The organism is Actinomyces sp. 432 (genome assembly GCF_009930875.1).
GTDB lineage: Bacteria > Actinomycetota > Actinomycetes > Actinomycetales > Actinomycetaceae > Actinomyces.
In genome coordinates this window covers 1,458,915-1,485,271 of record NZ_CP025249.1, presented here as the reverse complement: position 1 = coordinate 1,485,271, position 26,357 = coordinate 1,458,915, and the positions used below count along the sequence as shown (strand labels likewise).

Here is a 26,357-nt window from a genome sequence, read left to right as displayed (position 1 = left end):
CATGATCTCCTCACTGCGCGGAACCGTACTAGAGGCCTCGCTCGGGGCCGCGACCATCGAGGTCGGCGGCGTCGGCATGACCTTCCAGGCCACGCCGGCGACCCTGGCCGGGCTGCGCGCCGGCGAGGAGGGCTTCGTCCGCACTGAGCTGGTTGTGCGTGAGGACGCCCTGTCCCTGTACGGCTTCGCCGATGCCGACGAACACCGCTGCTTCCAAGTGCTGCTCGGGGCGAAGGGGGTGGGCGCCAAGCTCGCCCTGGCAATCCTGTCCGTGCACACTCCCGATGCGCTGAGGCGGGCTGTTGCCGCTAACGACGTCGCCGCGCTCAAGCGAGTTCCCGGGCTCGGCCCCAAGGGCGCCCAGCGGGTGATTATCGACGTCGCGGACAAGCTCGGCCCACCGGTGGGCGGCGAGCCTGGCACCGTGCCCGGGCCCGAGCAGGCCGCGGACGCCGAGGCCAATCCCGATGTGGTTGCCGCACTGGTGCAGCTGGGCTGGAACGAGGCGGCAGCGACCCGCGCGGTTGCCACCGTCCAGTCCGAGCGCGCCGATGCCGGAGCAGCCACCCCGCTGCCACTGCCGGAACTGCTGCGTGCCGCGCTGCGGTACCTGGGAGGTGGCACGCGTGGCTAATTACCCTGGGGAGGGCGGCGGCCCGATTGCCGACGGGCGCCTGGTTGGTGGCTCCGCGGATGACGCCGAGCGTGCGGCGGAGGCTGCTCTGCGGCCCAAGCGGCTGGAGGACTTCGTCGGCCAGCAGGTGGTGCGGGGGCAGCTGTCGGTTGTGCTGCGCGCCGCCCTGGCCCGCGGAGCGGTCCCGGACCACGTGCTACTGTCCGGTCCGCCGGGGCTGGGCAAGACCACGCTTGCCATGATCATCGCCAACGAGGTCGACGGCGTACTGCGCATCACCTCCGGGCCCGCGATTCAGCACGCGGGGGATCTGGCCGCGATCCTGTCCTCCCTGGAGGAGGGGGACGTACTGTTCATCGACGAGATTCACCGGCTCGCCCGCACCGCCGAGGAGATGCTCTACCTGGCCATGGAGGACTACCGGGTGGATGTGGTCGTGGGCAAGGGACCAGGGGCGACCTCCATTCCGCTGACCCTGCCGCCTTTCACCGTAGTCGGCGCCACGACTCGCGCGGGGCTGCTGCCCGCTCCGCTGCGTGACCGCTTCGGTTTCACGGGCCATCTCGACTACTACGGGCCGGAGGACCTGACCCGTATCGTGACCAGGTCGGCCAACCTGCTGGGGGTCCGCATCGAAGGTGACGCGGCCGGTGAGCTCGCCAGGCGCTCCCGCGGCACTCCTCGTATCGCCAATCGCCTGCTGCGCCGGGTTCAGGACTGGGCCCAGGTGCACGGAACACCGGGGCGCCTGGACCTGGCCGCGACCCGCGGGGCGCTGGAGGTCTTCGAGGTCGACGAATTGGGCCTGGACCGGCTCGACCGCTCGGTGCTGCAGACCCTGTGCACGCGCTTCGCCGGCGCGCCCGTGGGCCTGAGCACTCTAGCGGTGAGCGTGGGGGAGGAGCCTGAGACCATTGAGACGGTGGCCGAGCCGTACCTGTTCAGGGAGGGGCTGATTGTCCGCACACCCAGGGGGCGCATGGCCACCCCCGCAGCCTACGCGCACCTGGGCCTGCGTCCGCCCGAGGACGGCACACTTTTTGCGTGATCAGGTCGAAATCGGAAGGTATAAGGGGCGCGTGTCACACCTCCGTCGGCGGAGCGGGCGGGCGTGCGCACCCCCGGGTGGCCTAGACTCGCAGACGCTATCGCCCGGGCGATGCAGGGTTTCTTCACGAACGGAGTCATTACCATGGACCCCATGCTGCTCATACTGATCGTCATGCTGCTGGCCTTCTGGCTGATGTCCAGGTTCGCGCGCAAGCAGCAGGAGCGGATGCTGGATGAGCAGAGACGCCGCACCGAGGAGGCGCTGGTGCCCGGCACCTGGGTGCGTACCCGGGCCGGTTTCTACGGCACCGTAGTAGAGGTCGACGGTGACGTGGTCACCCTGGCTACCCCGCTGGGAGATGAGTCGTTGTGGGCCAAGAATGCGGTCGTCGGGGCTGAGGAGCCGCCCTTCGCCTCCGCTGAGGAGGACACCGCGGACGACGCTGCGGGCGAGTTTGAGGACGAGCCGGGTGACCCGGACGCTGTCCACGAGGCCGCCGCCACCGGTGCCGAGGATTCCGCCGCGCCCGGCCGGGACGGTCACCCGGAGGAGCCCCAGCCGCAGGCCTGAGCCCTGCCCCACCCCGAATTCAGAGCGTCGGCCGCCCCTTGGCGACGGCGCATCCCGCCCCGAAGAGAGGACCGCGTGTCCACCAATAAGCTCAAGCATCCGGGCCGGCGCCTGCTGGTGCTGCTCCTGGTCATCGTGCTCGGCTACACCGCGCTGGCGGTGGGCGCCATCACGGGACGCACCCAGATGACTCCGGGGCTCGCCCTGGACCTGGAGGGCGGCACCCAGATCATTCTTACGCCCACCACCTCCGATGGCTCAGATATCACCGAGGAAGACCTCAACCAGGCCATTGAGATCATCCGCCAGCGCGTGGATGCCTCCGGTGTTGCCGAGGCACAGATCTCCCGGCAGGGCGGGAACAACATCATCGTGTCGTTGCCGGGCACTCCCAGCGAGGAGACTCTCGACCTGGTGCGCACTTCGGCGGTGCTGTACTTCCGCCCCGTAATTCGCATACTGCAAGCCGGTGCTGCGGCCTACGCCGAGGCGCAGAACAGCTACGTATCCAGCCTGGCCAATGCGACTCCGGATGAAAGCGCGACCCCGGACGAAAGCGCTGCTCCGGGTGAATCGGAGAGCGGCGCGCCCACGGACGCAGAGACACCAGAGACATCAGAGACACCGGAGGCGTCCAGCGACGCCACCGCCAACGCAGAGGATCAGGAGACCGATGCGGCCGCTGAACCCCTGCCCACCGCGACGGTGACGGCGGAGGAGATGGCCACGACCCTCGCGGATGTGGACGGAGACGGCACTATCAGCCCAGACCCGCTGGAAGCCACCAGCGATGACCACTCCTCCGACTCCTGGATCTCGGAGCAGCTCATCTATGACGCGTACCTGACGGATTGCACCGCCGCGGAGTCTCTCACCGGCCAGGCCCAGGACCCCGACTCTGCTGTGATCTCCTGCGCGCGTGACGGCAGCGGGACGATCTACATCCTGGGACCCGCCGACATCGTCGGAACCGATGTCGCCTCCGCATCATCGGGACTGGAGACCACCAGCCAGGGAGCAACCACCAACAACTGGGTGGTGTCCCTTGAGTTCGACGAGGCCGGCACCAAGGCCTTCGCCGAGGTCTCGGAGCGCCTTATCGCCTATCGGGACGCCGCGTCTGCGGCAGCCGCCTCCGGCGCGACCGACGTGACCTCGAACGACTCGCAGAAGGCACAGTTCGCCATCGTGCTGGATGGGCTGACAATCATGTCCTCTGGATTCAACCCAGATGTCACGACCGCCATCACCGATGGTCGGGTGCAGATTTCCGGCAACTTCAGCCAGGCGCAGGCAAACACCCTGGCTAACCAGCTCTCCTTCGGCTCGCTGCCACTGTCCTTCACGGTCCAGTCGGAGCAGCGTATTTCCGCGACCTTGGGCACCGAGCAGCTGCGCAACGGGCTGATCGCCGGGTTGATCGGCTTCGTGCTGATCGTGGCCTACTTGGCGTGGCAGTACCGGGGGCTGGGAGTCGTCGCAGTGGCTTCGCTGCTCGTGGCTGCCGCCGGCACCTACCTGGTCATCGCCCTGCTGAGCTGGTCAATGGGCTACCGCTTGTCCTTGGCGGGCGTGGCCGGCCTGATCATCGCGATCGGCATCACGATGGACTCCTTCATCGTGTACTTCGAGCGGGTCCGCGACGAGGTCCGCAACGGCCGCACACTGGTGGCCGCCGTGGATGAGGGCTGGCAGCACGCCCGTAGAACGATCATCGTCTCCGACTCGGTCAACCTGCTGGCGGCGGTTGTCCTGTACTTCCTGGCCGTCGGCGGCGTGCAGGGCTTCGCCTTCACGCTGGGGGTGACCACTGTGGTTGACCTCGCCGTCATCATCCTGTTCACGCATCCGATGATGGTGTGGATCCTGAGATTCCGGTTCTTCGGCGAAGGGCATCGCCTGTCGGGCCTTGACCCCGAGCACCTGGGGGCACGCTCGCGCGCCGCCTACCGGGGCGGCCTGCTGGCCGCCGCCGCAACCAGTAGTGGCTCGCTGGCCCGGCGTCGTGCCGAGGCCCGTCGCGCGCAGGAGCGTGCACAGGCGGATACAGACAGCGGTGACGTGCCGGACCGCGGGGGCGCGGGGGATGCGGACGACGCCGAGGAGACAAGCGAAAAGGAGAATGAGCAGGCATGAAGTCACTTGCCCAACTCGGCAACGAGCTCTACTCCGGAAATACCTCCTTCCCCTTCGTAGGAAGGCGCCGCCTGTGGTATGCAATCGCCGGCGCTGCGGTGCTGGCCTCGATCATCCTGATCGGCACGGTCGGCCTGACACCGGGAATTGACTTCCGCGGAGGCTCCGAGATCACCGTAACTGCGCTGGCCAAGCCCGACGTTGCGCCTGCCAACGCCGTCCTGGCGGAGGAGGGGCTGGCCTCAGGAGCCTCGGTGAGCACGGTGGGCTCATCCTCCGTGCGCGTGCAGACCAACGAGCTGACCAACGAGCAGCTCAACGGTGTGTCCGCCGCGCTGGCGGATGCTTACGGCGTCGCCGACGCGGACGTGTCAGCCACGACGATCGGACCCACCTGGTCCTCCGACGTCACCAACAAGGGAATTCGCGGCCTGGTGATTTTCTTCGTGCTCGTCGGCGCGCTGATCTGGGCATATTTCCGCACCTGGAAGATGGCGGCCGCGGCCCTGCTGGCGCTCGTACACGACATCCTGATCACCGTGGGCGTGTACGCCGCCAGCGGCTTCGAGGTCACCCCCGCCACAATCATCGGCGTGCTCACGATCCTCGGCTACTCCCTGTATGACACGGTCGTCGTATTCGACAAGGTCAGGGAGAACACGAGCGGCTATGAGACCCAAAATCGTTCGACTTACGGCGAGTTGGCCAACCTCGCGGTCAACCAGTCGCTGATCCGGTCGATCAACACATCGGTCGTGGGCGTGCTGCCGGTCGCCTCGCTGCTGGTGGTTGGCGCCTTCATCCTCGGGGCGGGCACCCTGCGGGATATTGCGCTGACTCTGTTCATCGGCATGATCGCGGGCACGGTGTCCTCGCTGTTCCTAGCCACCCCGCTCCTGGTCGACCTGCGCAGCCGTGAGGCCGTTGTAAAGGAGCAGGCCGCCCGCGTCGCCATGGTACGGGACGAGCGCATTGCCGCCGCCGGCGACGACCCGGAGGCCCTGGCCGCCGTTGCAGCCGCCCCGGCGGCCGCCCCAGTCATCCCCGGACACCACCGTGGTGTCTCCGCCCAGCCCAAGAGGAAGAGGAAGCGGTCATGACAGTTTCGTCCGCGTTGCCCCAGGAACTCACGCGTCTGGTTCTGGACAATCTTCGGGAGATCCCGGATTTCCCGGAGCCTGGTGTGCTGTTTCGCGACATCACGCCGCTGCTGTCCAATGGGGAGGCCTTCGCCAACCTGATCGACGGCCTGGCGGCTCACTACCGCGGTCATATCGACGCCGTCGCCGGGCTGGAGTCCCGCGGCTTCATCCTGGCCGCGCCGCTGGCTGTGCACCTGGGCATAGGCATGGTGATTGTTCGCAAGGCCGGCAAGCTGCCCGGCCCGGTACTGGGTGTCGACTACGAGCTCGAGTACGGCACAGCCCGCATGGAGCTGCGGCCCGAGACGGTCGAGGAGGGGTCGCGTGTACTGGTGATCGACGATGTGCTGGCCACTGGTGGCACCGCCGCGGCCTCCATCAGCCTGCTGGAGCAGGCCGGCGCGAAGGTCGAGGCCGTATGCATGCTGCTTGAGCTTGCCGGGCTCGGGGGCCGGGAGAAGCTGGCCGGCCGGGACGTCGAGTCCGTCGTGGTTTTCGAATCGGCCTGATTCCGCTCACCGCTGCCACTCGTGTCGGCTAACCCGGCTATGATCCGGGTATGACGACTGACACGCGCAACGGAACCGGCGCAGCGGATGAGACTGTTGTGCCCGGGTCGCGCGTGCGCAGCCGCTTGGCGTGGTTCGGTGCACGGGGGCATTCGACCCCGCCCGCCATCGAACCGCTAATGCGCGCCCTGCGCGCGAACCACCCCAAGGCCGATACCAGTCTGATCGTGCGCGCCTACCGGGTTGCGGAGAAGGCGCACGCCGGGCAGATGCGCAAGTCGGGCGAGCCCTACATCACTCACCCGGTTGCGGTGGCCACCATCCTCGCGGAGCTCGGCATGACGCCGCAGACTCTGGCCGCCGCCCTCCTGCACGATACCGTTGAGGACACGGATTACACGTTGGAGCGGCTGCGCGCCGACTTCGGTGACGATATCGCCCTGCTGGTTGATGGCGTGACCAAGCTGGATAAGGTCCAGTACGGGGACGCCGCCCAGGCGGAGACTGTCCGCAAGATGATCGTGGCCATGTCGAAGGACATTCGCGTGCTGGTCATTAAGCTCGGTGACAGGCTGCACAATGCCCGCACCTGGAAGTATGTGCCGGAGGAGACCGCTGCGCGCAAGGCCAAGGAGACCCTGGAGATCTATGCACCGCTGGCGCACCGACTGGGGATGAACACCATTAAGTGGGAGTTGGAGGACCGCTCCTTCAAGGCGCTGTACCCGGGCGTGTATGACGAGATCGAGCACCTGGTGGCAGAGCGCGCGCCCGCTCGGGAAAAGTACCTGCGCCAGGTGCGCCTGCAGATAGAGGAGGACCTGCGGGTCAACAAGATCAAGGGCATTGTCACCGGCAGGCCTAAGCACTACTACTCGATCTACCAGAAGATGATCGTGCGGGGTAAGGAGTTCGATGACATCTACGATCTGGTGGCAGTGCGTGTCATTGTAGACACAGTCCAGGACTGCTACGCGGTGCTGGGGGCGCTGCACTCGCGCTGGACTCCGATGTCCGGGCGTTTCAAGGACTACATCGCGGTCCCCAAGTTCAACCTGTACCAGTCCCTGCACACCACGGTGATCGGCCCGGGCGGTAAGCCGGTGGAGATCCAGATCCGCACGCATGAGATGCACCGCATGGCCGAGTACGGGGTGGCGGCGCACTGGAAGTACAAGGAGGACCCGAACGCCAGCGGTCCCAGCCCGCTGGGGGGAGCGCCCGGTGACTCTGACGCCGGCGAGCTCGGATGGCTGCGGCAGCTGGTCGACTGGCAGAAGGAGACGCAGGATCCCGCCGAGTTCCTGGACTCCCTGCGCTACGAGATGTCCGGCGGGCAGGTCTACGTGTTTACGCCTAAGGGCGACGTGCTGGCGCTGCCGAGCGAGTCCACCCCGGTGGACTTTGCCTATGCCGTGCACACGGAGGTAGGTCACCGCACGGTGGGCGCTCGTGTAAACGGTCGGCTCGTACCGCTTGACACCAAGCTGGAGAACGGTGACACGGTGGAGGTGTTCACCTCCAAGGCGCAGGGCGCCGGGCCCAGCCGCGACTGGCTGAACTTCGTCGGCTCCACGCGCGCCCGCAACAAGATCAAGGCCTGGTTCTCCAAGGAGCGCCGCGAGGAGGCCATTGAGGCCGGCAAGAGTGCCATTGCCCGGGCGATGCGCAAGAAGGACCTTCCGATCCAGCGGCTGATGAGCCATGACTCTCTGCTCAACGTGGCCGAGACGCTGAACAAGCAGGACATCGATGGGCTGTACGCCGCGGTGGGGGAGGGGCACGTCTCCGCCCAGCACGTCGTGGATACGCTGGTTGCGTCCATGGGTGGCGAGGCCGGCGCGGAGGAGACTCTTGCGGAAGGCGTTCTACCCACCCGTGCCGCCTTGACCCAGCAGCGCACCCGCGGTGTCGGGGACCCGGGCGTCGTCGTCGAGGGCATGGACGAGGGCGACGTGTATGTCAAGCTTGCCCGGTGCTGCACCCCCATGCCCGGGGATGAGATCGTTGGCTTCGTAACCCGCGGTTCGGGTCTGTCCGTGCACCGCGCCGACTGCCAGAACGTCGAACAGCTCAGGCAGCAGCCGGAACGCATATTGAAAGTCCGGTGGGCCGACCACGCGCAGAGCGCCTACCTGGTGCAGCTGGAGGTGGAGGCCCTCGATCGCGGGGGTCTGCTGGCGGACATCACACGCGTCCTGGCTGACAACCACGTCAACTTGATCAGCGCGAACGTTGGTACCTCCCGCGACCGGGTCGTGGTAGGCAGGTTCGTGGTCGAACTAGCAGAGGCCAGCCACCTGGACCACACGCTCGCCTCCCTGCGCCGCATCGACGGCGTCTTCGAGGCACGGCGGCTGACCTCCTCGGCCACCCGCCGCCAGCAGGATCATGAGGACGCGCACGTAGGCGCCTGAGACCTCGGCGCGTACAAGTCGTCGATCAGTCGGCGGGCCCGGCGCAGGCCTCGCATGCGGCCGCCCCGGCACGCCAGCAGGTCGGGTTCCAACTCGGCGCGAGTGACTCCGGCCCGGCGCGCGCGCAGTACGGCGGATACGGCGATCCCGGGCGGGGCGGTGCGCGCCAGGTCTACGACGACTCTCGTCAGGGGTAGGCAGTTCAATCCGGCGAGCTTCACGACGGTGCCGGGGCCGGTGCCCGTCGCCAGCTCAACGCGGCTTGGCGGGCAGCCTCCCGTGTGTACCCATAGCGCGGTGCGGCCGGCTACCGTCCTGCCTGCGGACACAATCGGTTTCAGAGCGCGGGCACGCTGGAACGGGGTGCGAATCATGTCTGCGGGCACCATTTGGCCTGCCACCTCCGTGAGGACCTGCTCGTCGATATCGGGGTAGTGCAGTAGGTGGAGCTCCTGGCGGGTTAGCGGGCCCAGCGCGGGCTGCACCGGTTCGTGTAGCAGGTGCGCCAGCACTACTCGTGCGGGTACTGTGCGCGTCATGGAGCCCGGCGGTGTGCCCTGAGTGCTAGAAGCGGTCATGGGCCAATCCTTCCCGTTACGGAACCTGGGCGGAAGCACTCTTCCCGGGCCTGTGGAAAACTCTGACGCGGTCGGTGGCACAGGCAGCCCTGAGGGGCACGCGTCCGGGGAGAGGTCAGTCGAGCCCGCTGCCAGTACCGATATATATGGCGGTATGGTAACTTGGCGGTGTTCGACGTGTTACGCATGGCCGTCCGGAGTTGGTGCGGCGGTGCATAGTCAGATGTCCGGGCGCCAGCCCGGGGAAGGGGCCCTGCTAGCTCGTGTCCTCGTCCGCTCGTTTCAATAGCGGTGACCCGCTAGCTTCGGCCAGCAGGCGCATGTTGAGGTGCGTACTGTCCGCTCAACATCTGGAAAGGCTGGTTTTGTTGTGACTGATGAGGAGTAAGGAGGAGGCTGTGGCTGAGCTCCTTGGGATGGTGCAGGATTCTAGTGCGGATCTCGGCCTGGAGGATGGTAGTAGTAAGGCTGAGACCTTGTCGCAGGACTTGTCCGATGCGTGGAAGTCTCCTAAGGCTGATGAATATTAGGACCTGGTCAGTGAGATTGTGACTGCAATCTATAATGATTGGTACGACCTGGAGGGCGCTCTGGATGCTTGAGCGTACTGCTGGCCGCTGTCTGCCGGTTGATGCGCTCGTGCGTGACCTTACCACAGCATGCGGGGCGTATTGTCTTTGTGCTCAGGTGTTCAACGAGGGTCGCTAGTCAAGTCTTTCAGGAGTAACACATGGCTTATGTCTATTTGCATGAGGAAGACCTACGGGCATTCATTGACGCTCTGAAGAGTTTCGTTTCCTCGAATAACGATGAGTTGGACTCCATTAGCAGGAGTAACTACCAGTACGGCGATCCTGCCGAGATCCGTGACAAGGTCGAGTGGTGGTCGGTTCCCCGGACGCGTATCAGTGACCTGTCACGGACGGCAGAGGAGCTGCAGGTGCGGCTGGATCAGGCCGTGGAGATGAACTCCAACGGGATCACGCCGATGGACGGTGACATGATCTCCTACTACTTGCCCGACGGGGTGGAGGACACCCCAGGTAACGTCAAGGCCTACAACGGTAACGCGGTAGCCAACGGCGCGAAGGACGCAGAGGCGCTGCAGCAGGCACGTAAGAGCGCCGATGGCGTTTCCGAGGACGGGCGCACCGTCGAGGAGATCCTCAATGACATGGAGAACAACCAGGACGTGCCCGCCTACGGGTATGCGGTGGTTCAGACCCTGGGTGGTGTGGACGGGTACCTGGATGAGCTGCTGCAGCTGCAGTGGCATTACACGACTGCTAGTGGCGACCAGATCTCCATCGATCAAGAGGCTGTTGATCGGGCTGTCAATGTGTTGGGGCGGGTGCTGGCCTCGGCAACCCAGTCCGGCAAGGCGCCCGCGGGTCATGACTCCTGGTCGGATGCGATGTATCAGGCGGTGACGGTCAAGGGGCACCGGGGGCGGATGTCGGCACTGAACGCCCTGATGGCCGTGGATGGGGCGGTGTATGACACAGCCACGTTGGTTGATCTGGCCGACCGCTTGGAGGACCTGCCCTTCGATGGATCAGCCGCCAGCACCACCCCCAACTCCCTGCACGGCTGGAACCACCCCGTCTACGGCTTCATATACAACGAGGGCACCGCGCTGCAGGGCTACTCGATGGATCCCTTGTATGGGGTGACGATGGCCATGGGTAACAATCCTGAGGCTGCCTTCAAGTACCTCAACCCGGATGGGCAGATGAGTGGCGGGCAGTGGGTGCCTGGGGAGCAGTCCGAGAAGCGGTGGGAGTTGTTGACGGGGCGGGAGTGGGACAGTGAGGTCGGCCTGGACGGTTTTACCGCCGCCATGGCGGGTAACTCGGCCATGCGTGGCAGCGGGGATGCGGACACCGCCGCCGCGGCCACCTGGGCCGTGGCCAGGTCCATGGAGTTCGCCGTCGACCAGGTGCCCTTCGCGAACTACACCGAGACTATGAAGGAGAACCTGTCCGTGGTGGTGGCCAACACCGCCGATCAGGGCGTCAAAGTCGCCATTGGTGCGTCCCCCGAACAATTAAGCCTGGCTGGTGAGATGGATGACGCCAGTTTGTACAGCACGCTGGTCTACCGGCTCATTGATAACGAGAACGCCGCCGCCACTATCACCTCCGCCTTCACCAGTGCCGCCATGGCCGAGTACCCCAACATCACCGACTCGGAACAGCTTGAGGACAAGTACGAGGAGATCGGGTGTGTGTATGGGTATCTGGATGCGATCGGAAGTGAGCGCCTGGTTGATCTTGAGGAGGCCTCTGCGGCCGAGAAGAAGGCTGCCGAGGACGCGATGGGCACCATGGTGAGCGTGCTGACTACCGTGGTTGGTGCCGGCGTAACCGGCAAAGGTGTGAAACTAGCCTGGGATGTGGGCAAGACCGTGACCAAGCCGATAATGGTCGACCAGCTCACCCCCGACGACCTCCCCGATGTTGACGTCCCCGATACCGGCACCCCCTCCTCGCTGGAGTCACAGGCATACGCCGAGGCCGTCAACCAAGGGCTGATCACCGACCCGGAGGCCTTCGACTCAGAGTATCTCCAGCATTCGGGCAGCGGTAAGCCTTACTCGTGGTACACCACCAACCCCGACGGCACCACCACCTTCAACCTCGACAACCCACCAACCAGCGAACAAGACGCCCAGGTCCATAGCTGGGCTAACGCCATCGATTCCGAACACGACCCCGACAGCGTACTCACCGGTACCGATGGAGCCATTGATGACGGTATCGGCGCAGGGCAGCGCCTGGTCCAAGGCAATGACGGAGAGGGAGGTAAAGACGGTGTTATCCAGATCCAGAGGGACTAGGCAGCCCGGCCATGCCGTTCGTAGGTGTGCCTGGTTGGGGCTTGGAGGCAGACGTGCTTGGGCGGTCGTCGTGGCCTCATGCTTGGTCGTGACTTCGGCAGGGTGTGGGCTGATTGATGGTTCGGATGAGCCCACACCGCCGCCGGATACGCCGCTGGCGGATGCGACGATCTGTGGTGTCTTCCCCAACCAGGACCTCCAGAACACCCTCGGATTCGACACCTACTGGTACAGCTACAGCACCGGCTCCACGTCGAATGTGGAAACCGGCGAGTCAGGTTACCACTACAGCTGCAACATGGAGTCCGACAGTGACCCCTTCGGGTTGCTCAACATCGACTACGGCATCAGCACACCTCTTGATACCGGTTACGAGCTGGTGGAGTTCGATGATATTCCTGTCGAGTTCCCCGACACCGCCCAGGAGGTGACTTTCGAGGGTCTGGAGGGCGAGGGCTGGGCATGGACCGACAGCGTAGAGATCTACGTGGCCTGGCGATACAACGACACCCAGGTGCTCCTGGCCCGACTGAACTACTGGGGCCCACCAGAGAACCTTGACCAGCAGGCCAGCAACTTCCACACCACCCTCGCACCCGCCCTGGCCCAGATCCCCGAACTGGCCTCCACAACCAGCACACGCGTCGTAGTTCCCTCGCCCACGCCCGAAGCCGAGAGCGAAGCCACCGACCCAGACGACTAACCAACCCCTACACCCCGCGCTGCAAAGGAGAGCTGTCTAGCATGCAACTATCAACACACCTGTCCCGCCCCTGTCGGCACCGGCTAGTAGTTGGCCTGCTGGCGGTGTTGCTGGCCTGTGCGCCTCTGGTGGCGTGCTCGTCTGATTCCGATGACAATCCCTTGAGTATTCCTACCTATGATCCGGAGGCTGCGGCGTCTGCGGAGGCGTCGGAGTCCGCGGCCGCCGCCTCGGCGTCCGCGTCGGCCGCTGCTTCCGCTGAGGCCGCTGGCGTGGTGACAGCGGAGTCGCTGTCGACTGACCGTTACGTGGTGACCTCCATACCTGAGGACCTGGATGAGCTGCAGACCGAGGTGCTCAAGGCCTTCATCCACTACGACCAGGTCACCTGGAACATCTGGTTCACCCGCTCCGATGTAGAAAACGCCGAACCCCTAATGACCACAGAAACCTACCAGAACCTAAGGAACAATCTGGAAGCGGCTGGTGATGGGCACACGGACGGAACGGTTAAGACATCCGTAATTGGGGTGTTCGCCGTGGACCAATATCAGGCGCAGGTATTGGTGTGTGACGATCAGTCGGATCTAGTTGACTATGATGCGGCCGGCAATGATGTCAGCAATCCAGAGACTCTTCAAGGTCGTTACGAAATTCTTGTCACTATGACTTACGAGGATGGCGTCTGGAAGGAATCAGGAGAGTCTTTGCGTTCGACTAATAAGTGTACGGTGTGACCGATGAGTATGGTCAAGCGAATAGTGGTAGTTGTACTTGCTCTATTGCTGTCGTTCGCAGGTGTGACGGGCGTCGAATCCTTTGCCTGGGCGCATGAGAATCACAACTGGGATTCTGGTTCTGGTTCGGTGACGTCGGCTTCTGATGGTTCAGTGACGATGACGGTCACGGCAACCTCCACGTCGGCTGCGGCGGATGGGTCGGCTGGTTCTGGTGGTGGGGTGGTGTCGTGGTCGCAGTCGGTGACTACTACGGTGCATCCGGTGTGCTGGTATGAGCCGGACCGGACGGGTGCGGAGGTAGCGGAGTGGATCGACTCCAGGCAGGCGGAGAAAGAATATTCCGTGTACGGCAACTGGGGTTATGTCATGCCGTACCTGAGGGATCAATATCCGGACTATGAGTCGTATGCGGACGACAGTGAGGGTTACTGGTATATGCCGTGGTGCGATTGGGAGTACTACAACGGTGACGATTTTGCGGAGTACTTGAAGCTCGCCGGACACTTTCGCTCAAACGGCCCCGTGTACGTTCCTGCAGGGCAGGTGCCCCCGGAGCCCGAGATAGATGGTGAGACGTTGGCGCGGGCGGCGTGGGACGCAGCAACCATCCCCACAGCCACAATCGCTTACAACCCGACATACGGGGACATGCAGGCCACCATCGTGGGTTGGGATACCTGGGTGTGGGCCACCGGTGACACCCCCAGGGAGGTGCAGGTGTCGGCTACGGCGGGGGCGACTACGGCTACGATCACTGCGACGGCTTCGATGCTGACTTTGCAGCCCAGGGACGGGACTGCCAAGTGCACGGGGTTCGGGGTCCCGTGGAGTGAGGACAATGACTCTAGGGGTACGGACTGCAAGATCGTCTTCAACCGCTCCAGCGCGCACTTCAAGGACTCTGTGACGCCGGTGGACGTGAAGGTGTCCTATGCGATCAGCTATACCGCCAGCGACGGGGCCACCGGAACCATGGACACCCACACCACGTCGGCGACCACCAGCATCCCGGTGGCGGAGATCCAGGCCATCAACACTAGGCCAAGTACGGAGCCGTAGGGATGACGTGTGGAGGCTGGTGTCGATGGTGGGTGGTCCTGGTCTGTGGCGGAGAAGGGAGGCACGAATGGTGAGGCCGCGATCAAGAGAGACTAGACAGCCAGGTCATGCCATTCGGAGGCGTGCCGAATTGCGGATTCCAGGCAGACGTGCTTGGGCTGTTGTCGTGGCCTCATGCTTGGTCGTGACTTCGGCAGGGTGTGGGCTCATTAATGGTTCGGGTGAGCCCACACCGCCGCCGGATACGCCGCTGGCGGATGAGACTATCTGTGGTGTCTTCCCCAACCAGGACCTCCAGGAGAGCCTAGGTTTCAACACCTACTGGTACAGCTACAGCACCAGCCCCACAACGAACGTGGAAACCGGGGAGACCGGTTACAGCTACCGCTGCGATATGGACTCTGATCGCGATCCCTTCGGACTGATTGAGATCCGCTACGGCATCAGTATAAAGCTTTATACCAGCGATGGGCCGGTTATATTTGACGAGGTTCCTGCCTCGTACCCTGATACCGCCCGGGATGTGGCTTTTGAGGGTGTGGAGGGTGAGGGCTGGGTGTGGCCCGATGGTGTTGAGATCTATGTGGCCTGGCGGTACGGCGACAACCAGACACTCTTGGCACGCCTGACCTACTGGGGTCCCCGAGAGAACCTGGATGAGCAGGTGGACAGGTTCCACGCCGTTCTTGAGCCTGCCCTGGCGAGCATCCCCGAGCTGGCCTCCACAACCAGCACACGCGTGGTAGTTCCCTCCCCTACGTCTGAGGCCGAGGATGCGGCCACCAGCACCGACGACTGATTCCTGTCGCCGCGCCGAACCATAAGGAGAACCATTCAGCATGCAACCTTCAACCCGTGTATCGCGTCCCGGTCGGCATCGCCCGGCGGCTGTCCTGCTGGCACTGTTGCTGGCCTGTGCGCCTCTGGTGGCGTGCTCGTCCGCCTCAGATGACGGTCCTCTGAGTGTTCCTACCTATGATCCGGGGGCTGCGGCGTCTGCGGAGGCGTCGGAGTCCGCGGCCGCCGCGTCGGCGTCCGCGTCGGCTGCTGCTTCTGCTGAGGCGGCTGGCGTGGTGACAGCGGAGTCGCTGTCTGATCAGGAGCTGGGCTATCACATGGTCTCCATCCCCAAGGACCTCACCGAGGCCCAGATCAAGGCACTGGTCGATTATGTCGCCTACGACCAGGTCACCTGGCGCATCTGGTCCACCGGCCAAGGCATCGAAAACCTCCCCGCCGTCGCAACAGGCGACGCGCTGGTCACGATTGAGCAGGACGCTCGCGCCCTGAACGGCCTGCGCCTGCACCCGCCCCTGCGAGTGACAATCACCGAGGTTTCCGTCGCCGAAGACGGCACCTACGCAGAACTCAACTCCTGCAGTGACCGTACGCAAGTCACTGTCACCGATGCCGACGGCAACGACATCACCGGGCCCGATTACCAAGGCTACGCGGAGTACCACGTGATCATGGTCCCAGGCCCGGACGGAAACTGGCTCACCACCGCCGAAACCACAGTCTCCAACGACAAGTGCACTGCGGAGTGATGGTCGATGCGTTCCCGGACGATCCATGCCCTGCTCGCCGCCGTCCTCGCCCTGGCGTCAGCCCTCCTAATCAACGGCAACTCATACGCGCAGCAGGTGGCTATAAACCAGGGCTCTCGGGCCGGCTCGCCGTCTGCTGGTGTGTCGTCGTCTGGTGATGGTGGTGGGTCGATTGAGGCTTCGGTGACCGTGACCTACACCTCCCCCGGTAGCACACCCGCCAGCCAGGCAGTGACTTCCTCCGCCCAGGTTGTGCAGGTCCCGCCCTCATGCGGGTACAAGCCGACCTACACCGGCCCCGAGATCGCAGCGATCTACCGCCAGGAGCCCGAGAGCTTCCGCAACGCCCCCGAAGACGCCCCGGGGTTGAAGCCTTTGTACTCTGACTGGGAGGACCACGCCGAGGACACCAGCGGCAAGTGGTGGCGCTCCTACTGTGATCCCTCGGTGTTTCCCGACTCCCAGAGCTTCGTGAAGGCACAGCACGAGTTCAATAGCAACAATCCCACAGTCATCTGGGTCGCCACCGATGACTCCCCGCCGGCCCCGCACATCGACCCCGCCACCCTGGCCACCACCGTCTGGGAAGGCGCCAGCATCCCCGCCCCCACCATCGACTACAACCCCAAGGTCGGCAGCAGGCAGGCAACCGTGGTCGGCTTCGCCACCTGGATCTGGACCACCAACAACACCCCCAGCCGAGTGCAGATCCAGGCCACCGCCGGCTCCACCAGCGTGACCGTGACCGCCGCCTCCACCAGGCTCGACCTATCAGCCCCCGACAGCGAGGTCGACTGCACCGGATTCGGTATCCCCTGGACCCAGAGCAACGACCACCTGGGCACCAACTGCATGATCATGTTCACCCGCAGCTCCGCCCACCTGCAAGACTCCGTCACCCCACTGGACGCCAGCATCTCCTACACCGCCAGCTGGACCTCAACCACCGGACAAGCCGGCACCCTCAACCCCCTCACCACCACCACCACAACCACCACCATCCCCGTAGCCGAAATCCAAACCCTCAACACAAGACCAACCAAACAACCATGACATCACAGGGAGGCTCGTGTGGGATGGGCCGGTGCCGGCGCCCCAGGTCGAGGGGACGGTGATGTAGGCAAAGACGGTGTCATTGCGATCAGCCGGGATTAGTCAGCCAGGTTAGGTTGCTCTTGGCGGTATGCCAGGCCGCAGGTTCGAGGTAGCGGGGCTGTCGTATCCGCGTGTTTGGCTGTGATCTCGGCGGGGTGCGGGCTAATTGATGGTGCGGGTGAGCCTGCGGTTCGCCGCGGCGGACTTGGGGACCGCGTCCCGATACCCGGCAGCGGTACCGTCTGCTACGCCACTTCGGGGTTAACAACGCCCGTTAACGGCCTGCTGAAGGGCCCGCAGGCATACAGCAGCACGTTAAGTAGCGTTGTTAACGCCCAGCCGACGCACCAGACACCTCACTCGGGCACAACCACCACCCTCAAACCGGAAGAGCCAGTAGGGGAGGTGAACGCGCAACTCAACCGTGGCGCCGATGATGACCCGGGGTCAATTCATGGTCTGGACGGTCCGGGAGGAGGATCCGGCGCAATCACGATCACGCAGCTCTGACCGGCTAGACTCGCCGCGCACCGAGTGACCCGCAAGGAGAGGACTTGAGATGGCCGGGAAGACCGCCGAGGACGGTTACGGGGACAACCCCGGAGAAAGGGCCCTCACCGACAGGTCGGCGCCGGCCGCGCAGCGGATTGCTGACCTGGCGAAGGTTGCGGGGCGTCCCAGTAAATCCGTGCTGGTGGAGGACCTGGAGCCGCTACTAAATGCTATGCGGGCAGGGCTGAGGTTCTCCGAGGTGTATGTCCTGGACTCAGTGCGCCCGCCCCGGGAGCTTGTGGCCGAGTGCGGCCGTAGGCGGGTTCCTGTCACCGTCATGGCCGCCGGCCTGGCGACTGAGCTATTCCGGTCCGACAAGCGCCCGGAGATATTCGGCGTGGCCCGCGTGCCTGCACCGGTGGAGCCCGAGCAGCTGCTTGAGGCCGACGGCGACCTGCTGATTCTTGACGGCGTGCGGATCGTTGGCAATATCGGGGCGATCGCCCGCAGTGCCTACGCCTTTGGCGCCGCCGGGATCGTGCTGGTGGGTTCCGGGCTGGCCTCCATCGCGGACCGGCGCCTGATCCGCGCCAGCCGGGGCTACGTCTTCTCGGTGCCGGTGGCGCTGATGGACTGGCCGCAGGTGCAGGCACTGATCGCCGACTTCACCCGCGCCGGCGGGCATGTGGCCGCAGTGGACGCCGGGGCGACGGGCTCGCTAGACCGGCTCTCGGCCTGGGAGGGCAGGCTCGCCCTGATCCTGGGGGCCGAGACTACCGGGCTGACGCCGCAGGCCCGGGCACTGGCGCAGGCGGCGGTGAGCATCCCGATGAACCCGGCGGTGGAGTCGCTGAACGTATCGGTCGCCGCAGGCGTGCTGCTACACCGCCGCGCCTGGCGCAACCTGGCGCCGACTGCCCAGTAGCCAGCACCGAACCGCAGCCCCCCGCGATGCGCGCCGCATAGCACGACGGCGGGCCCCATCCTCACCGGGAGGAGGCCCGCCGTCGTTGTGGCCGGAGGTGCCGGGCGGATCAGGCGCGGGTTGTGCGGCGTACCTGGTCGAGCCAGGCCCGCCGTGCAGTCAGTGCCGCCTCGGCCTGCGCCTGCGCCTTGGCATCACCGGACTGCCTGGCTGCGGCCAGATCGGCCTCGAGCCCAGCAATGGAGTCCTCCAGCTGGCTGGCCAGCCCCTGGGCACGAGCCTGAGTCTCCGGATCCGTGCGGCGCCACTCGGCCTGCTCCGCCCGGCGCAGAGCATCCTCGACGGCGCGCATGCGCGACTCCAGCCGACGCACCGCGTTGCGGGGCACGCGGCCCGCCTCGTCCCATGCCTCCTGGATGGGCCGCAGCGCCTTGCGGGCGGCCTTGGGGTCCTTGATCGGGAGCAGCGCCTCAGCCTTGGCGGCCAGCTCCTCCTTGACCTTCAGGTTGTCGGCGTACTCGGCGTCGGTAGCCTCGTCCTTGGCCCGGCGGGCGTCGTAGAAGACCTGCTGGGCGGCGTGGAAACGCTCCCACAGGGCGTCGTCCTCCTTGCGGGAGGCGCGGCCGGCCTTCTTCCACTCGTTCATGAGCTCGCGGTAGCGGGCCGACGTTCCGGCCCAGTCCGTGGAGTTGGACAGCTCCTCTGCGCGCTTGATCAGCGCCTCCTTGGCGGCCTTCACCTTGGCCTGCTTGGCGTCCAGTTCGCTGAAGTACTGGCGGCGGTGGCGGTCGAAGGTGGTGCGGGCGTGGCTGAACCGCTTCCACAGGGCGTCCTCTGACGAGCGGTCCAGGCGCGGGCCCCGGCGCTGCGCCTCCTTCCACTGCTCCAGCAGGGTGCGCAGCTGCGCACCGGAGGACTTCCACTGGGTGCGGGCCGGGTCCTGGGCGGCGACGGCCTCGGCACGTTCCACGATTGCGGTGCGGTCCTTCAGTGCCTGCTCCTTGGCGGCTGCGCGTTCCGCGGCGACCGCCTGGCGACGTTCCACGGCCACCGACTTCAGGGCCGCGAACCGGGCGCGCAGAGCCTCCAGGTCGCCGACGGCGGTGGGCTCTTTGAGGGACTCCTCCAGATTCTTGATGGTGGAGTCGATCTCCCGTACCGACAGGTGCGGCAGCCGGGCCGCGAACAGGTCCACGTTGGAGCTCAGGTCCAGGTAGCGGCGCACGTAGTAGGCCATGGCCTCGGCGATCGGGACGCCGGGGAACTGGCCGACTTCACGCTCGGTGCCGCCGTCCTGCACGTAGACGCGGCCCTCGCCGTCCACCCGGCCCCACTTGGCAGCGTCCATGGCGGCCTCCGGGTCGATCTCCGGCTCGGTCGGTGCGGGCTGCTCGTTGGCCTGCTGGCTGTCTGCAGGCTTGTCATCGGCTGCAGGCTGTGGCTCAGCCGTCGGTGCGGCGTCGGCCGACGCAGGCGAGTCCGCTTGCGAAGAGGACGTATCGGGCTGCGTCTGCTGCGGCGCCGTCTCTTCCTGAGGCTCAGTCGCGGCAGTGTCCTGCGATGACGGCTCGGCAGGCTCCGGCGCGGCGGACGACTGTACGGGCTGGGGGACGTCGGCGGTGGTGGCCTGCTCGTCGGCAGCGGGTGCCGCAGGCATACTTGGGGTAGCAGCCTGCCCGGCGGCGGCCAAGGGTTCCACCTCGGGTGTGGTGGACTCGGCCTGGGGCTGTGTCTGCTCGGTCATTGCGCTCCTTCACGGATCTGACGGGGTTGGGGCGGGAGGTTCCGCTCCGTTCCGTTCACGTCCGGCACACGGCCGGACGACGACACGCCGCCGGAGGGCGGCAGTTGGTGCCGAGCCTACCCGTCGGCCGGGTGACGGGGAACCGCAGTGGTTGTTCGCGAATCACCCCGTAGCGGACAATGCGGTGGCGTAAGCCACTCCTACAGTTCCGCTACGATTGCGGCCATGCTCATTGAGCGCACCCTTGCTGCCGTTTTCGGATCCAACTGTTACGTCCTGGCCGCTGAGCCGGGAGCCCCGGCGCTGGTGGTGGATCCGGGTGCTGGAGCCGCCCGCGGCGCGATGGCGCTGATGCGCTCGAATCACCTGCGGTTGGGGGCCATCCTGCTTACCCACGGGCACGCCGACCACGTCTGGGACGCTCAGCGCCTGATCGACGCCGCAGTGACCGAGGGACGCGTGGATGCCGGGCCGGGCGGCACGGCGGACCCCACCAGCGTGCCGGTATACATTCCCCAGCCGGATCATTACCGCCTCGACGACCCCGCCGCCACTACTGGAATCACGGTTGACGGTAAGACCTTCGCGGACCTCGCCGGCAGCGCCTGGCTGCGCCCGGCGGATGTGCGTCCCTTCCCGCAGGACGGCTTTGTCCACGCGGTTGAGTTGGTTCCTGGTGTGGCCGTCCGGGCAGTGCCGGCACCCGGGCACTCGGAGGGCTCCACGCTGTTCTTCCTAAACGCCAGGCTTGGCGATAACCAGTTGCTGTTCGAGGCGGAGGCGCTGGATGATCCCGCCGACGCTGACGAACGTGACTACCTAGTGGCGCTGGACGGGGATGTGATCTTCAAGGGCAGTGTGGGCCGCACAGATCTGCCCGGCGGGGACCAGTACCAGATGTGGGCGACGCTGCGGCTGCTGGCCAGCGCCGTAGATCCCGACACAGTGCTGCTGCCCGGGCATGGTGCAGCCACCACCATGGCTCACGAGCACCATGCCAACCCCTACCTGGCCGAGGCCAAGGTGCGCGGTGGCGAGACCGGCGCGTGAGCGCCGGTCGGGGCGGGCACGGCGCAAGACACGGCGAGACCGGCGCGTGAGCGCCGGCACTCGCCTCTACTACGACCGTTTGCACCCTGGTGTGCGGCATATAGGCGTTCACCAGGGTGCAAAAGTTCGCAACAGAGGCAACGAGGCAACAGAGCCTGTACGCGTGCGCCTGGCGTCGGTTGTTGCCGGCGGTGTCATGGTTCGGCAAGACGGCATGACACAATGCGGCCCATGGCTCCAGCACAGGTCCGACAGGCGCAATCGTCTCTCTCAGGCTTCCCCGAGTGGCTTCCCGCCGCCCGCATCGTCGAGCAGCAGTTCCTCGACACCCTGCGCCGTACCTTCGAACTGCACGGATTCAGCGGGATCGAGACCCGGGCCGTCGAGCCGCTGTCAGAGCTGACTCGCAAGGGTGAGACCAGTAAGGAGGTCTACCTGCTCTCACGCTTGCAGGCTGATCCCGGCGAGGCGGAGGAGACGGACCCGAGCAAGCAGCTCGGCCTCCACTTCGACCTGACCGTCCCCTTCGCCCGCTACGTGCTGGACAATGCGGGCACCCTGCACTTCCCGTTCAAGCGCTACCAGATCCAGAAGGTCTGGCGCGGCGAGCGCCCGCAGGAGGGCCGCTTCCGCGAGTTCGTCCAGGCGGATATCGACGTGGTCGGTGATGGCAGCCTGCCGCTGTTCCACGACGTGGAGATGCCACTGGTCATGCACGAGGCTCTCTCCGCACTGCCGATCCCGGCCGTCACCATCCACGTGTCCAATCGGAAGGTCGCCCAGGGCTTCTACCAGTCGGTCGGCGTCGGCGAGGAGAAGCTGGCGGAGGTGCTGCGCGTGGTCGACAAGCTAGACAAGATCGGGGCCGGCCGGGTGGCCACCGAGCTGGTTGACGGCGTCGGCATCACGGAGGAGCAGGCGGACGCGGCCCTGCGGCTGGCGCGGATCACCGGCGCTGACGCCGAGCAGCTGCGCGCAGATGTCCTGGCCGCGCTCAACGGCGCCGACCCCAGCGAGTTGCTGGTCCAGGGCTTGGACGAGCTGGCCGAGCTGCTGCGCTCCGCCGCGCACCGCCGCCCCGGCGCCATCGTCGCCGACCTCAAGATCGCCCGCGGGTTGGACTACTACACGGGCACCGTCTACGAGTCCTTCATGGCCGGCCACGAGGACCTGGGCTCGGTGTGCTCCGGCGGCCGCTACGACTCCCTGGCATCCGACGGCAAGCGCACCTTCCCCGGAGTGGGCATCTCGATCGGCGTCTCCCGCCTGCTCGCGCGCGTAATTGGCGCCGGCATGCTGGACGTGACGCGCGCCGTGCCGACGGCCGTACTGGTCGCGGTCACCGATGAGGCGCACCGGTCTGCCTCCGACGCCGTCGCCGACCAGTTGCGTGCCCGGGGCATTGCCGCGGATGTGTCCCCGACGGCGGCGAAGTACGGCAAGCAGATCCGCTTCGCGGACAAGCGCGGTATTCCCTTCGTGTGGTTCCCGGGCGCCGACGGCGAGCCCGGCTCGGTCAAGGACATCCGCACCGGTGAGCAGGTACAGGCGGAGCCAGCCACCTGGTGGCCCGCCGATCAGGCGGACCTCGCTCCCAGGCTGCACGCAGCCGACGATGCCGCCGGCCGTGCGGGGGAGCGGAGCTGAGCCATGAGCGCTGACGCGGGAGCAGCGCAGGCGCCTGGGCGTGACGTGGACGGTGCCGGCGCCGAGACTGCCCTGCGCCGCCTCCAGGGGGACCTGGCGGCGCTGTCCCTGCCGTACGCGCTGCCGGATACAGCCGCGGCCGAGCGCACCGCCAGAATCGTGGGCGACCAGCTGGGCGACTACGTGCTGCCCCGCGTCAACGCGATGGACGCGCCTCTGCTTGCGGTGGTCGGAGGCTCAACCGGAGCGGGCAAGTCCGTGCTCGTGTCCTCCCTCGTGCGGCGGCACGTGGCCGTCTCCTCGGCGGTTCGGCCAACAACGCGGCGCCCCCTGCTGCTGCACGCCACCGGTGACGGCGCCTGGTTCGACGGCGACCGGGTGCTTGGCTCGCTGGCGCACGTGCGCGTCACCGAGGGCTCGCCCCGACGCCCGCGGGTGCACGCACGCCCCGGGAGGTTGAGATCCGGTCCTGCTCCGCGCTTCCGCAGGGGCTGGCGCTCCTGGACGCACCTGACGTGGACTCCGTGGTCAGCGACAATCGGGAGTTGGCTGCCACGCTCCTGGCTGCCGCCGACCTATGGATCTTCGTCACCACAGCCTCCCGCTACGCCGACGCCGTCGCCTGGGCGCACCTGCATGCCGCAGCGGCCCGCGATGTGGTCACCGCGGTGGTCCTGGACCGTGTCCCCGAAGGGGCGGCTCAAGCCGTCAGCGAGGACTTGCGCCGTCGCCTGCAGGCGGCCGGGCTGTCCTCCTCGCCGGTGTTCGTAATCCCGGAGACCGCGCTGGATCCAGACGGTTTCCTGCCCGACGCGAGTGTCGCACCGCTCAGGCACTGGCTCGGCACGCTTGCGGCAGATGCCGCCGTGCGACGTCAAGTAGCCCGGCGCACCCTCACCGGAGCGCTGGCCCGCGCCCTACAGGACGCCGCCACCGTCCTGGAGGCGGTGCGGGCGCAGGAGACTGAGCGCACGCGCTTGGCGGACACAGCCGCAGCGTGCCACGCGGAGGCCCGTGACCGGATCACCGCCGCCACGCAGGACGGCTCACTGCTGCGCGGTGAGGTCCTGGCCCGGTGGCAGGAACTGATCGGCACCGGCGAGCTCCTGCGGGGACTGCAGTCGCAGGTCAGCCGCCTGCGTGACCGCGTCACCGCCGCGGTGCTGGGGCGTCCCGCACCTGCCGAGCGTGTTGAGGAGGCCATCGAGTCCTCCCTGGCCTCACTACTACTCAGCCAGGTGCAGCAGGCCCGCCTGGAGACTGAGCGGGCCTGGAGGCGTGCGGGGTCCGCCCCGTACCCGTTGTCAGCCGCACTGTCCGCGCTGCCGCCGCCGACGCAGCAGGCTCGGCGCGCCGAGCAGCTCGTGCGCGACTGGCAGGGCGACGTGCTGGACCTGGTGCGCGCCGAGGGGGCGGATAAGCACCTGACCGCCCGCCTGCTGTCCCTGGGGGTCAACGGGATCGGTGTCGCGCTCATGGTCGTCGTATTCGCCCACACCGGTGGCCTTACCGGGGTGGAGGTGGGCATTGCTGGCGGCACCGCCCTGGTAGCGCAGCGCGTGCTGGAGGCGGTGTTCGGCGACCAGGCAATGCGTGACCTCGCCAGGCGCTCGCGCCTGGCCCTCGACGAACGGGTAGCGGTCTTCCTCAACGAGCAGCAGTCAGTCTTCACGCGCGCCCTTCCAGACCCGTCTCCACCTTCCGAGCAGCTGCAGGCGCGCATGCGGGAGACCGCCGTGGCAGTGGAGTATCTGACCGGGGGTGGAGCGTGAACCGGAGCCACCGGCGCCTGCCACCTATGCCGGACCCCATCTCGACCGCGGACCCCCTGGGGGTGCTTGCCCGCCTGGTTGAGGTCGGTGAGGGCCTCGTGCCAGCAGACCTGATCGATACCGGGCGCGCCCTGGTGGAGCGGGCCGGCCAGCGCCGCCTCATCGCCCCGGGCGTCGGAGTGGTTGCGCTGCTAGGGGCAACGGGCTCAGGCAAGTCCAGCCTCTTCAACGCGATCTGTGGGGCCGAGCTGGCGCCGGTCGCGGTTACCCGGCCGACGTCGACCCAGCCGATTGCCGCGCTGCCTACCGCGCCACCACCCGCGGTAGACAGCGCCGTCGGCAGGCTCCTGGACTGGCTCGGAGTCCACGAGCGCGTCCGGATACCCGAGACTCCCTCCTGGGGCCCGTCAGCCGTTGGGGTCGGACCAAGCACCGTCCTGCTGGACCTGCCCGATGTCGACTCCGATGTCACGCGGCATCGCGCCGTAGCCGAGCGGCTCGCCGGGCTGGTCGACGTCCTCGTGTGGGTCCTGGACCCGGAGAAGTACGCGGATGCCGTGATTCATCACGACTTCATCGAGCCGATGGCGGAGCACGCGGCCGTTTCCGTCGTCGCCCTCAACCAGGTGGACCGGCTCAGCGACCGTGACCGTGAGGCGGCGACGCAAGACCTGACCCGGCTGCTTGCCGCCGAGGGCATGGCGGGTGTGGACGTGATTCAGGTCAGTGCCCGCACCGGGCAGGGTGTACCGGAGCTGCGTGCCCGCATCCGTGCAGTGGCCGACGCCGAGGACGTGACTCACACGCGTCTGTGCGCCGACGCCAGGGCCTGGGCCGCGCTGGTGCGGGAACGAATCCCCCAGGAGGGGGTGGATGCGCCCGGACCTTCCGCGGATACCTCCCTTGAGGCGGTTGTGCAGGCCGCCGGCCGCGCCATTGGCGTGGAGCGTATAGCCGACGCCGTCGGAGCCTCTATGCGGCTGGGGGCAGCCCGCCGCGTCGGCTGGCTGCCTGCGCGCTGGGTGTCCCGGCTGCGCCGTGATCCGTTGCGCGCCATGCACCTGGGGGCCGATGTCCGCGGGCACCGACCTGCGCCTGACGGCCCCACGCCGGTGGTTGCGCGCACCTCATTGCCAGCGCCGGACGTGGCCGCCGACGCGGCCATGCGCGTAGCCACCGAGGCCTACGCCGCCTCGCGGACCCGCCAGCTGCCGGATGCCGCGCGGGAACAGGCCACAGCGCGCCTGTGTGAGGGCGCGAAGCAGCTCTACGATCAGCTCGACGCCGCCGTGGCCCGCACGGACCTGGAGCAGGCGGCTTCTCCGCGCTGGTGGGCGGTGGCGAATGCCGCGCAGGTGCTTACCACGCTGATGGCACTGGTCGGTGGGGCCTGGCTGGCGGTCCTGTACCTGATGGATCGCTACCTGCTGCTGCCAGTGGATCCGCCCCGCTGGGGACACGTGCCCTGGCCGACGATCCTGCTACTGGCTGGTTTGCTGGGAGGCCTGGCGCTGGCGGCGGCAGGAACAGCCCTGGCGCGCGTCGGCGCCGCCCGTCGTCGCGCGCGTGCGCGTGAACGGCTGCAGCGGGCGGTGGCCGAGGTGGTAAGCACTAGTGTGGAGACGCCCCTGGAGCAGGAGCTCGCCCGCTACGCCGAGGTGAGCGGCCTGCTGGACACTCTGTGCCCGCCGTCGCGTTGAGCCCGGG

General features: G+C 66.6%; 21 protein-coding genes. 19 read left to right on the top strand and 2 right to left on the bottom strand.

Annotated features, from left to right (window positions below; all coding sequences use genetic code 11):
* Position 1 precedes the first annotated feature (1 nt).
* From ruvA to CWT12_RS06030, 7 genes are all read left to right on the top strand, one after another.
* Entirely contained in the window at positions 2–634 is a 633-nt protein-coding gene (ruvA, locus tag CWT12_RS06060; protein ID WP_161924097.1) for a Holliday junction branch migration protein RuvA, read from the top strand.
* A 25-nt stretch (positions 635–659) separates the two neighbouring features.
* Positions 660–1,682: a Holliday junction branch migration DNA helicase RuvB gene (gene ruvB / locus CWT12_RS06055; RefSeq protein ID WP_442862556.1), complete on the top strand. Its 1,023-nt coding sequence runs from the start codon at positions 660–662 to the stop codon at positions 1,680–1,682.
* 153 nt (positions 1,683–1,835) lie between these two features.
* Positions 1,836–2,255, top strand: a complete 420-nt coding sequence (locus CWT12_RS06050) for a preprotein translocase subunit YajC (RefSeq protein WP_161924095.1) — start codon at positions 1,836–1,838, stop codon at positions 2,253–2,255.
* A gap of 75 nt (positions 2,256–2,330) precedes the next feature.
* Positions 2,331–4,391 (top strand): protein translocase subunit SecD, encoded by a 2,061-nt coding sequence (gene secD / locus CWT12_RS06045; RefSeq protein WP_161924094.1) that lies wholly within the window; start codon positions 2,331–2,333, stop codon positions 4,389–4,391.
* Positions 4,388–5,491, top strand: a complete 1,104-nt coding sequence (gene secF, locus CWT12_RS06040; protein ID WP_161924093.1) for a protein translocase subunit SecF — start codon at positions 4,388–4,390, stop codon at positions 5,489–5,491. Before secD ends, secF begins: the two co-directional genes overlap by 4 nt.
* Positions 5,488–6,042, top strand: a complete 555-nt coding sequence (locus tag CWT12_RS06035; protein ID WP_161924092.1) for an adenine phosphoribosyltransferase — start codon at positions 5,488–5,490, stop codon at positions 6,040–6,042. The genes secF and CWT12_RS06035 overlap by 4 nt, the downstream gene beginning before the upstream one ends.
* Before the next feature lie 50 nt (positions 6,043–6,092).
* The gene (locus CWT12_RS06030) at positions 6,093–8,459 is read left to right on the top strand and encodes a RelA/SpoT family protein (RefSeq protein WP_161924091.1); all 2,367 of its coding nucleotides are present in this window, start codon (positions 6,093–6,095) and stop codon (positions 8,457–8,459) included.
* Here CWT12_RS06030 and CWT12_RS06025 read toward each other — a convergent pair.
* Complete coding sequence (locus CWT12_RS06025) at positions 8,432–9,037, bottom strand: hypothetical protein (RefSeq protein ID WP_161924090.1); 606 nt, start codon at positions 9,035–9,037, stop codon at positions 8,432–8,434. The two genes, CWT12_RS06030 and CWT12_RS06025, sit on opposite strands and share 28 nt — an antisense overlap.
* A gap of 730 nt (positions 9,038–9,767) precedes the next feature.
* Here CWT12_RS06025 and CWT12_RS06020 point away from each other — a divergent pair.
* From CWT12_RS06020 to CWT12_RS05985, 8 genes are all read left to right on the top strand, one after another.
* Positions 9,768–11,876 carry a DUF6571 family protein gene (locus CWT12_RS06020; protein WP_161924089.1) on the top strand — a complete coding sequence of 703 codons (2,109 nt, stop codon included), beginning with the start codon at positions 9,768–9,770 and terminating at the stop codon, positions 11,874–11,876.
* A gap of 88 nt (positions 11,877–11,964) precedes the next feature.
* Positions 11,965–12,579, top strand: a complete 615-nt coding sequence (locus CWT12_RS06015; RefSeq protein WP_161924088.1) for a hypothetical protein — start codon at positions 11,965–11,967, stop codon at positions 12,577–12,579.
* A gap of 41 nt (positions 12,580–12,620) precedes the next feature.
* Positions 12,621–13,316 carry a hypothetical protein gene (locus CWT12_RS06010; RefSeq protein WP_161924087.1) on the top strand — a complete coding sequence of 232 codons (696 nt, stop codon included), beginning with the start codon at positions 12,621–12,623 and terminating at the stop codon, positions 13,314–13,316.
* Between the two features lie 153 nt (positions 13,317–13,469).
* The gene (locus CWT12_RS13890; protein WP_237564337.1) at positions 13,470–14,378 is read left to right on the top strand and encodes a hypothetical protein; all 909 of its coding nucleotides are present in this window, start codon (positions 13,470–13,472) and stop codon (positions 14,376–14,378) included.
* Between the two features lie 184 nt (positions 14,379–14,562).
* Positions 14,563–15,177 carry a hypothetical protein gene (locus CWT12_RS06000; protein ID WP_161924086.1) on the top strand — a complete coding sequence of 205 codons (615 nt, stop codon included), beginning with the start codon at positions 14,563–14,565 and terminating at the stop codon, positions 15,175–15,177.
* A 40-nt stretch (positions 15,178–15,217) separates the two neighbouring features.
* A complete protein-coding gene (locus CWT12_RS05995; protein WP_161924085.1) occupies positions 15,218–15,925 on the top strand; it encodes a hypothetical protein in 708 nt (235 codons plus the stop codon).
* 6 nt (positions 15,926–15,931) lie between these two features.
* Positions 15,932–16,978, top strand: a complete 1,047-nt coding sequence (locus CWT12_RS14330; RefSeq protein ID WP_272927769.1) for a hypothetical protein — start codon at positions 15,932–15,934, stop codon at positions 16,976–16,978.
* 601 nt (positions 16,979–17,579) lie between these two features.
* Complete coding sequence (locus CWT12_RS05985) at positions 17,580–18,437, top strand: TrmH family RNA methyltransferase (protein WP_161924084.1); 858 nt, start codon at positions 17,580–17,582, stop codon at positions 18,435–18,437.
* 109 nt (positions 18,438–18,546) lie between these two features.
* Here CWT12_RS05985 and CWT12_RS05980 read toward each other — a convergent pair whose 3' ends face one another.
* Positions 18,547–20,181, bottom strand: coding sequence for a DUF349 domain-containing protein (locus CWT12_RS05980; RefSeq protein WP_161924083.1), 1,635 nt, complete (start codon positions 20,179–20,181; stop codon positions 18,547–18,549).
* A gap of 225 nt (positions 20,182–20,406) precedes the next feature.
* On the opposite strand from CWT12_RS05980, the gene CWT12_RS05975 reads away from it, so the two are divergent.
* The 4 genes from CWT12_RS05975 (at position 20,407) to CWT12_RS05960 (ending at position 26,350) form a co-directional block, all read left to right on the top strand.
* Complete coding sequence (locus CWT12_RS05975) at positions 20,407–21,231, top strand: MBL fold metallo-hydrolase (RefSeq protein WP_161924082.1); 825 nt, start codon at positions 20,407–20,409, stop codon at positions 21,229–21,231.
* Positions 21,232–21,453: 222 nt separating this feature from the next.
* A complete protein-coding gene (hisS, locus tag CWT12_RS05970) occupies positions 21,454–22,878 on the top strand; it encodes a histidine--tRNA ligase (protein WP_161924081.1) in 1,425 nt (474 codons plus the stop codon).
* A 545-nt stretch (positions 22,879–23,423) separates the two neighbouring features.
* Complete coding sequence (locus CWT12_RS05965) at positions 23,424–24,650, top strand: hypothetical protein (RefSeq protein ID WP_337247913.1); 1,227 nt, start codon at positions 23,424–23,426, stop codon at positions 24,648–24,650.
* Between the two features lie 26 nt (positions 24,651–24,676).
* Positions 24,677–26,350 carry a GTPase gene (locus tag CWT12_RS05960; protein WP_161924080.1) on the top strand — a complete coding sequence of 558 codons (1,674 nt, stop codon included), beginning with the start codon at positions 24,677–24,679 and terminating at the stop codon, positions 26,348–26,350.
* Positions 26,351–26,357 lie beyond the last annotated feature (7 nt).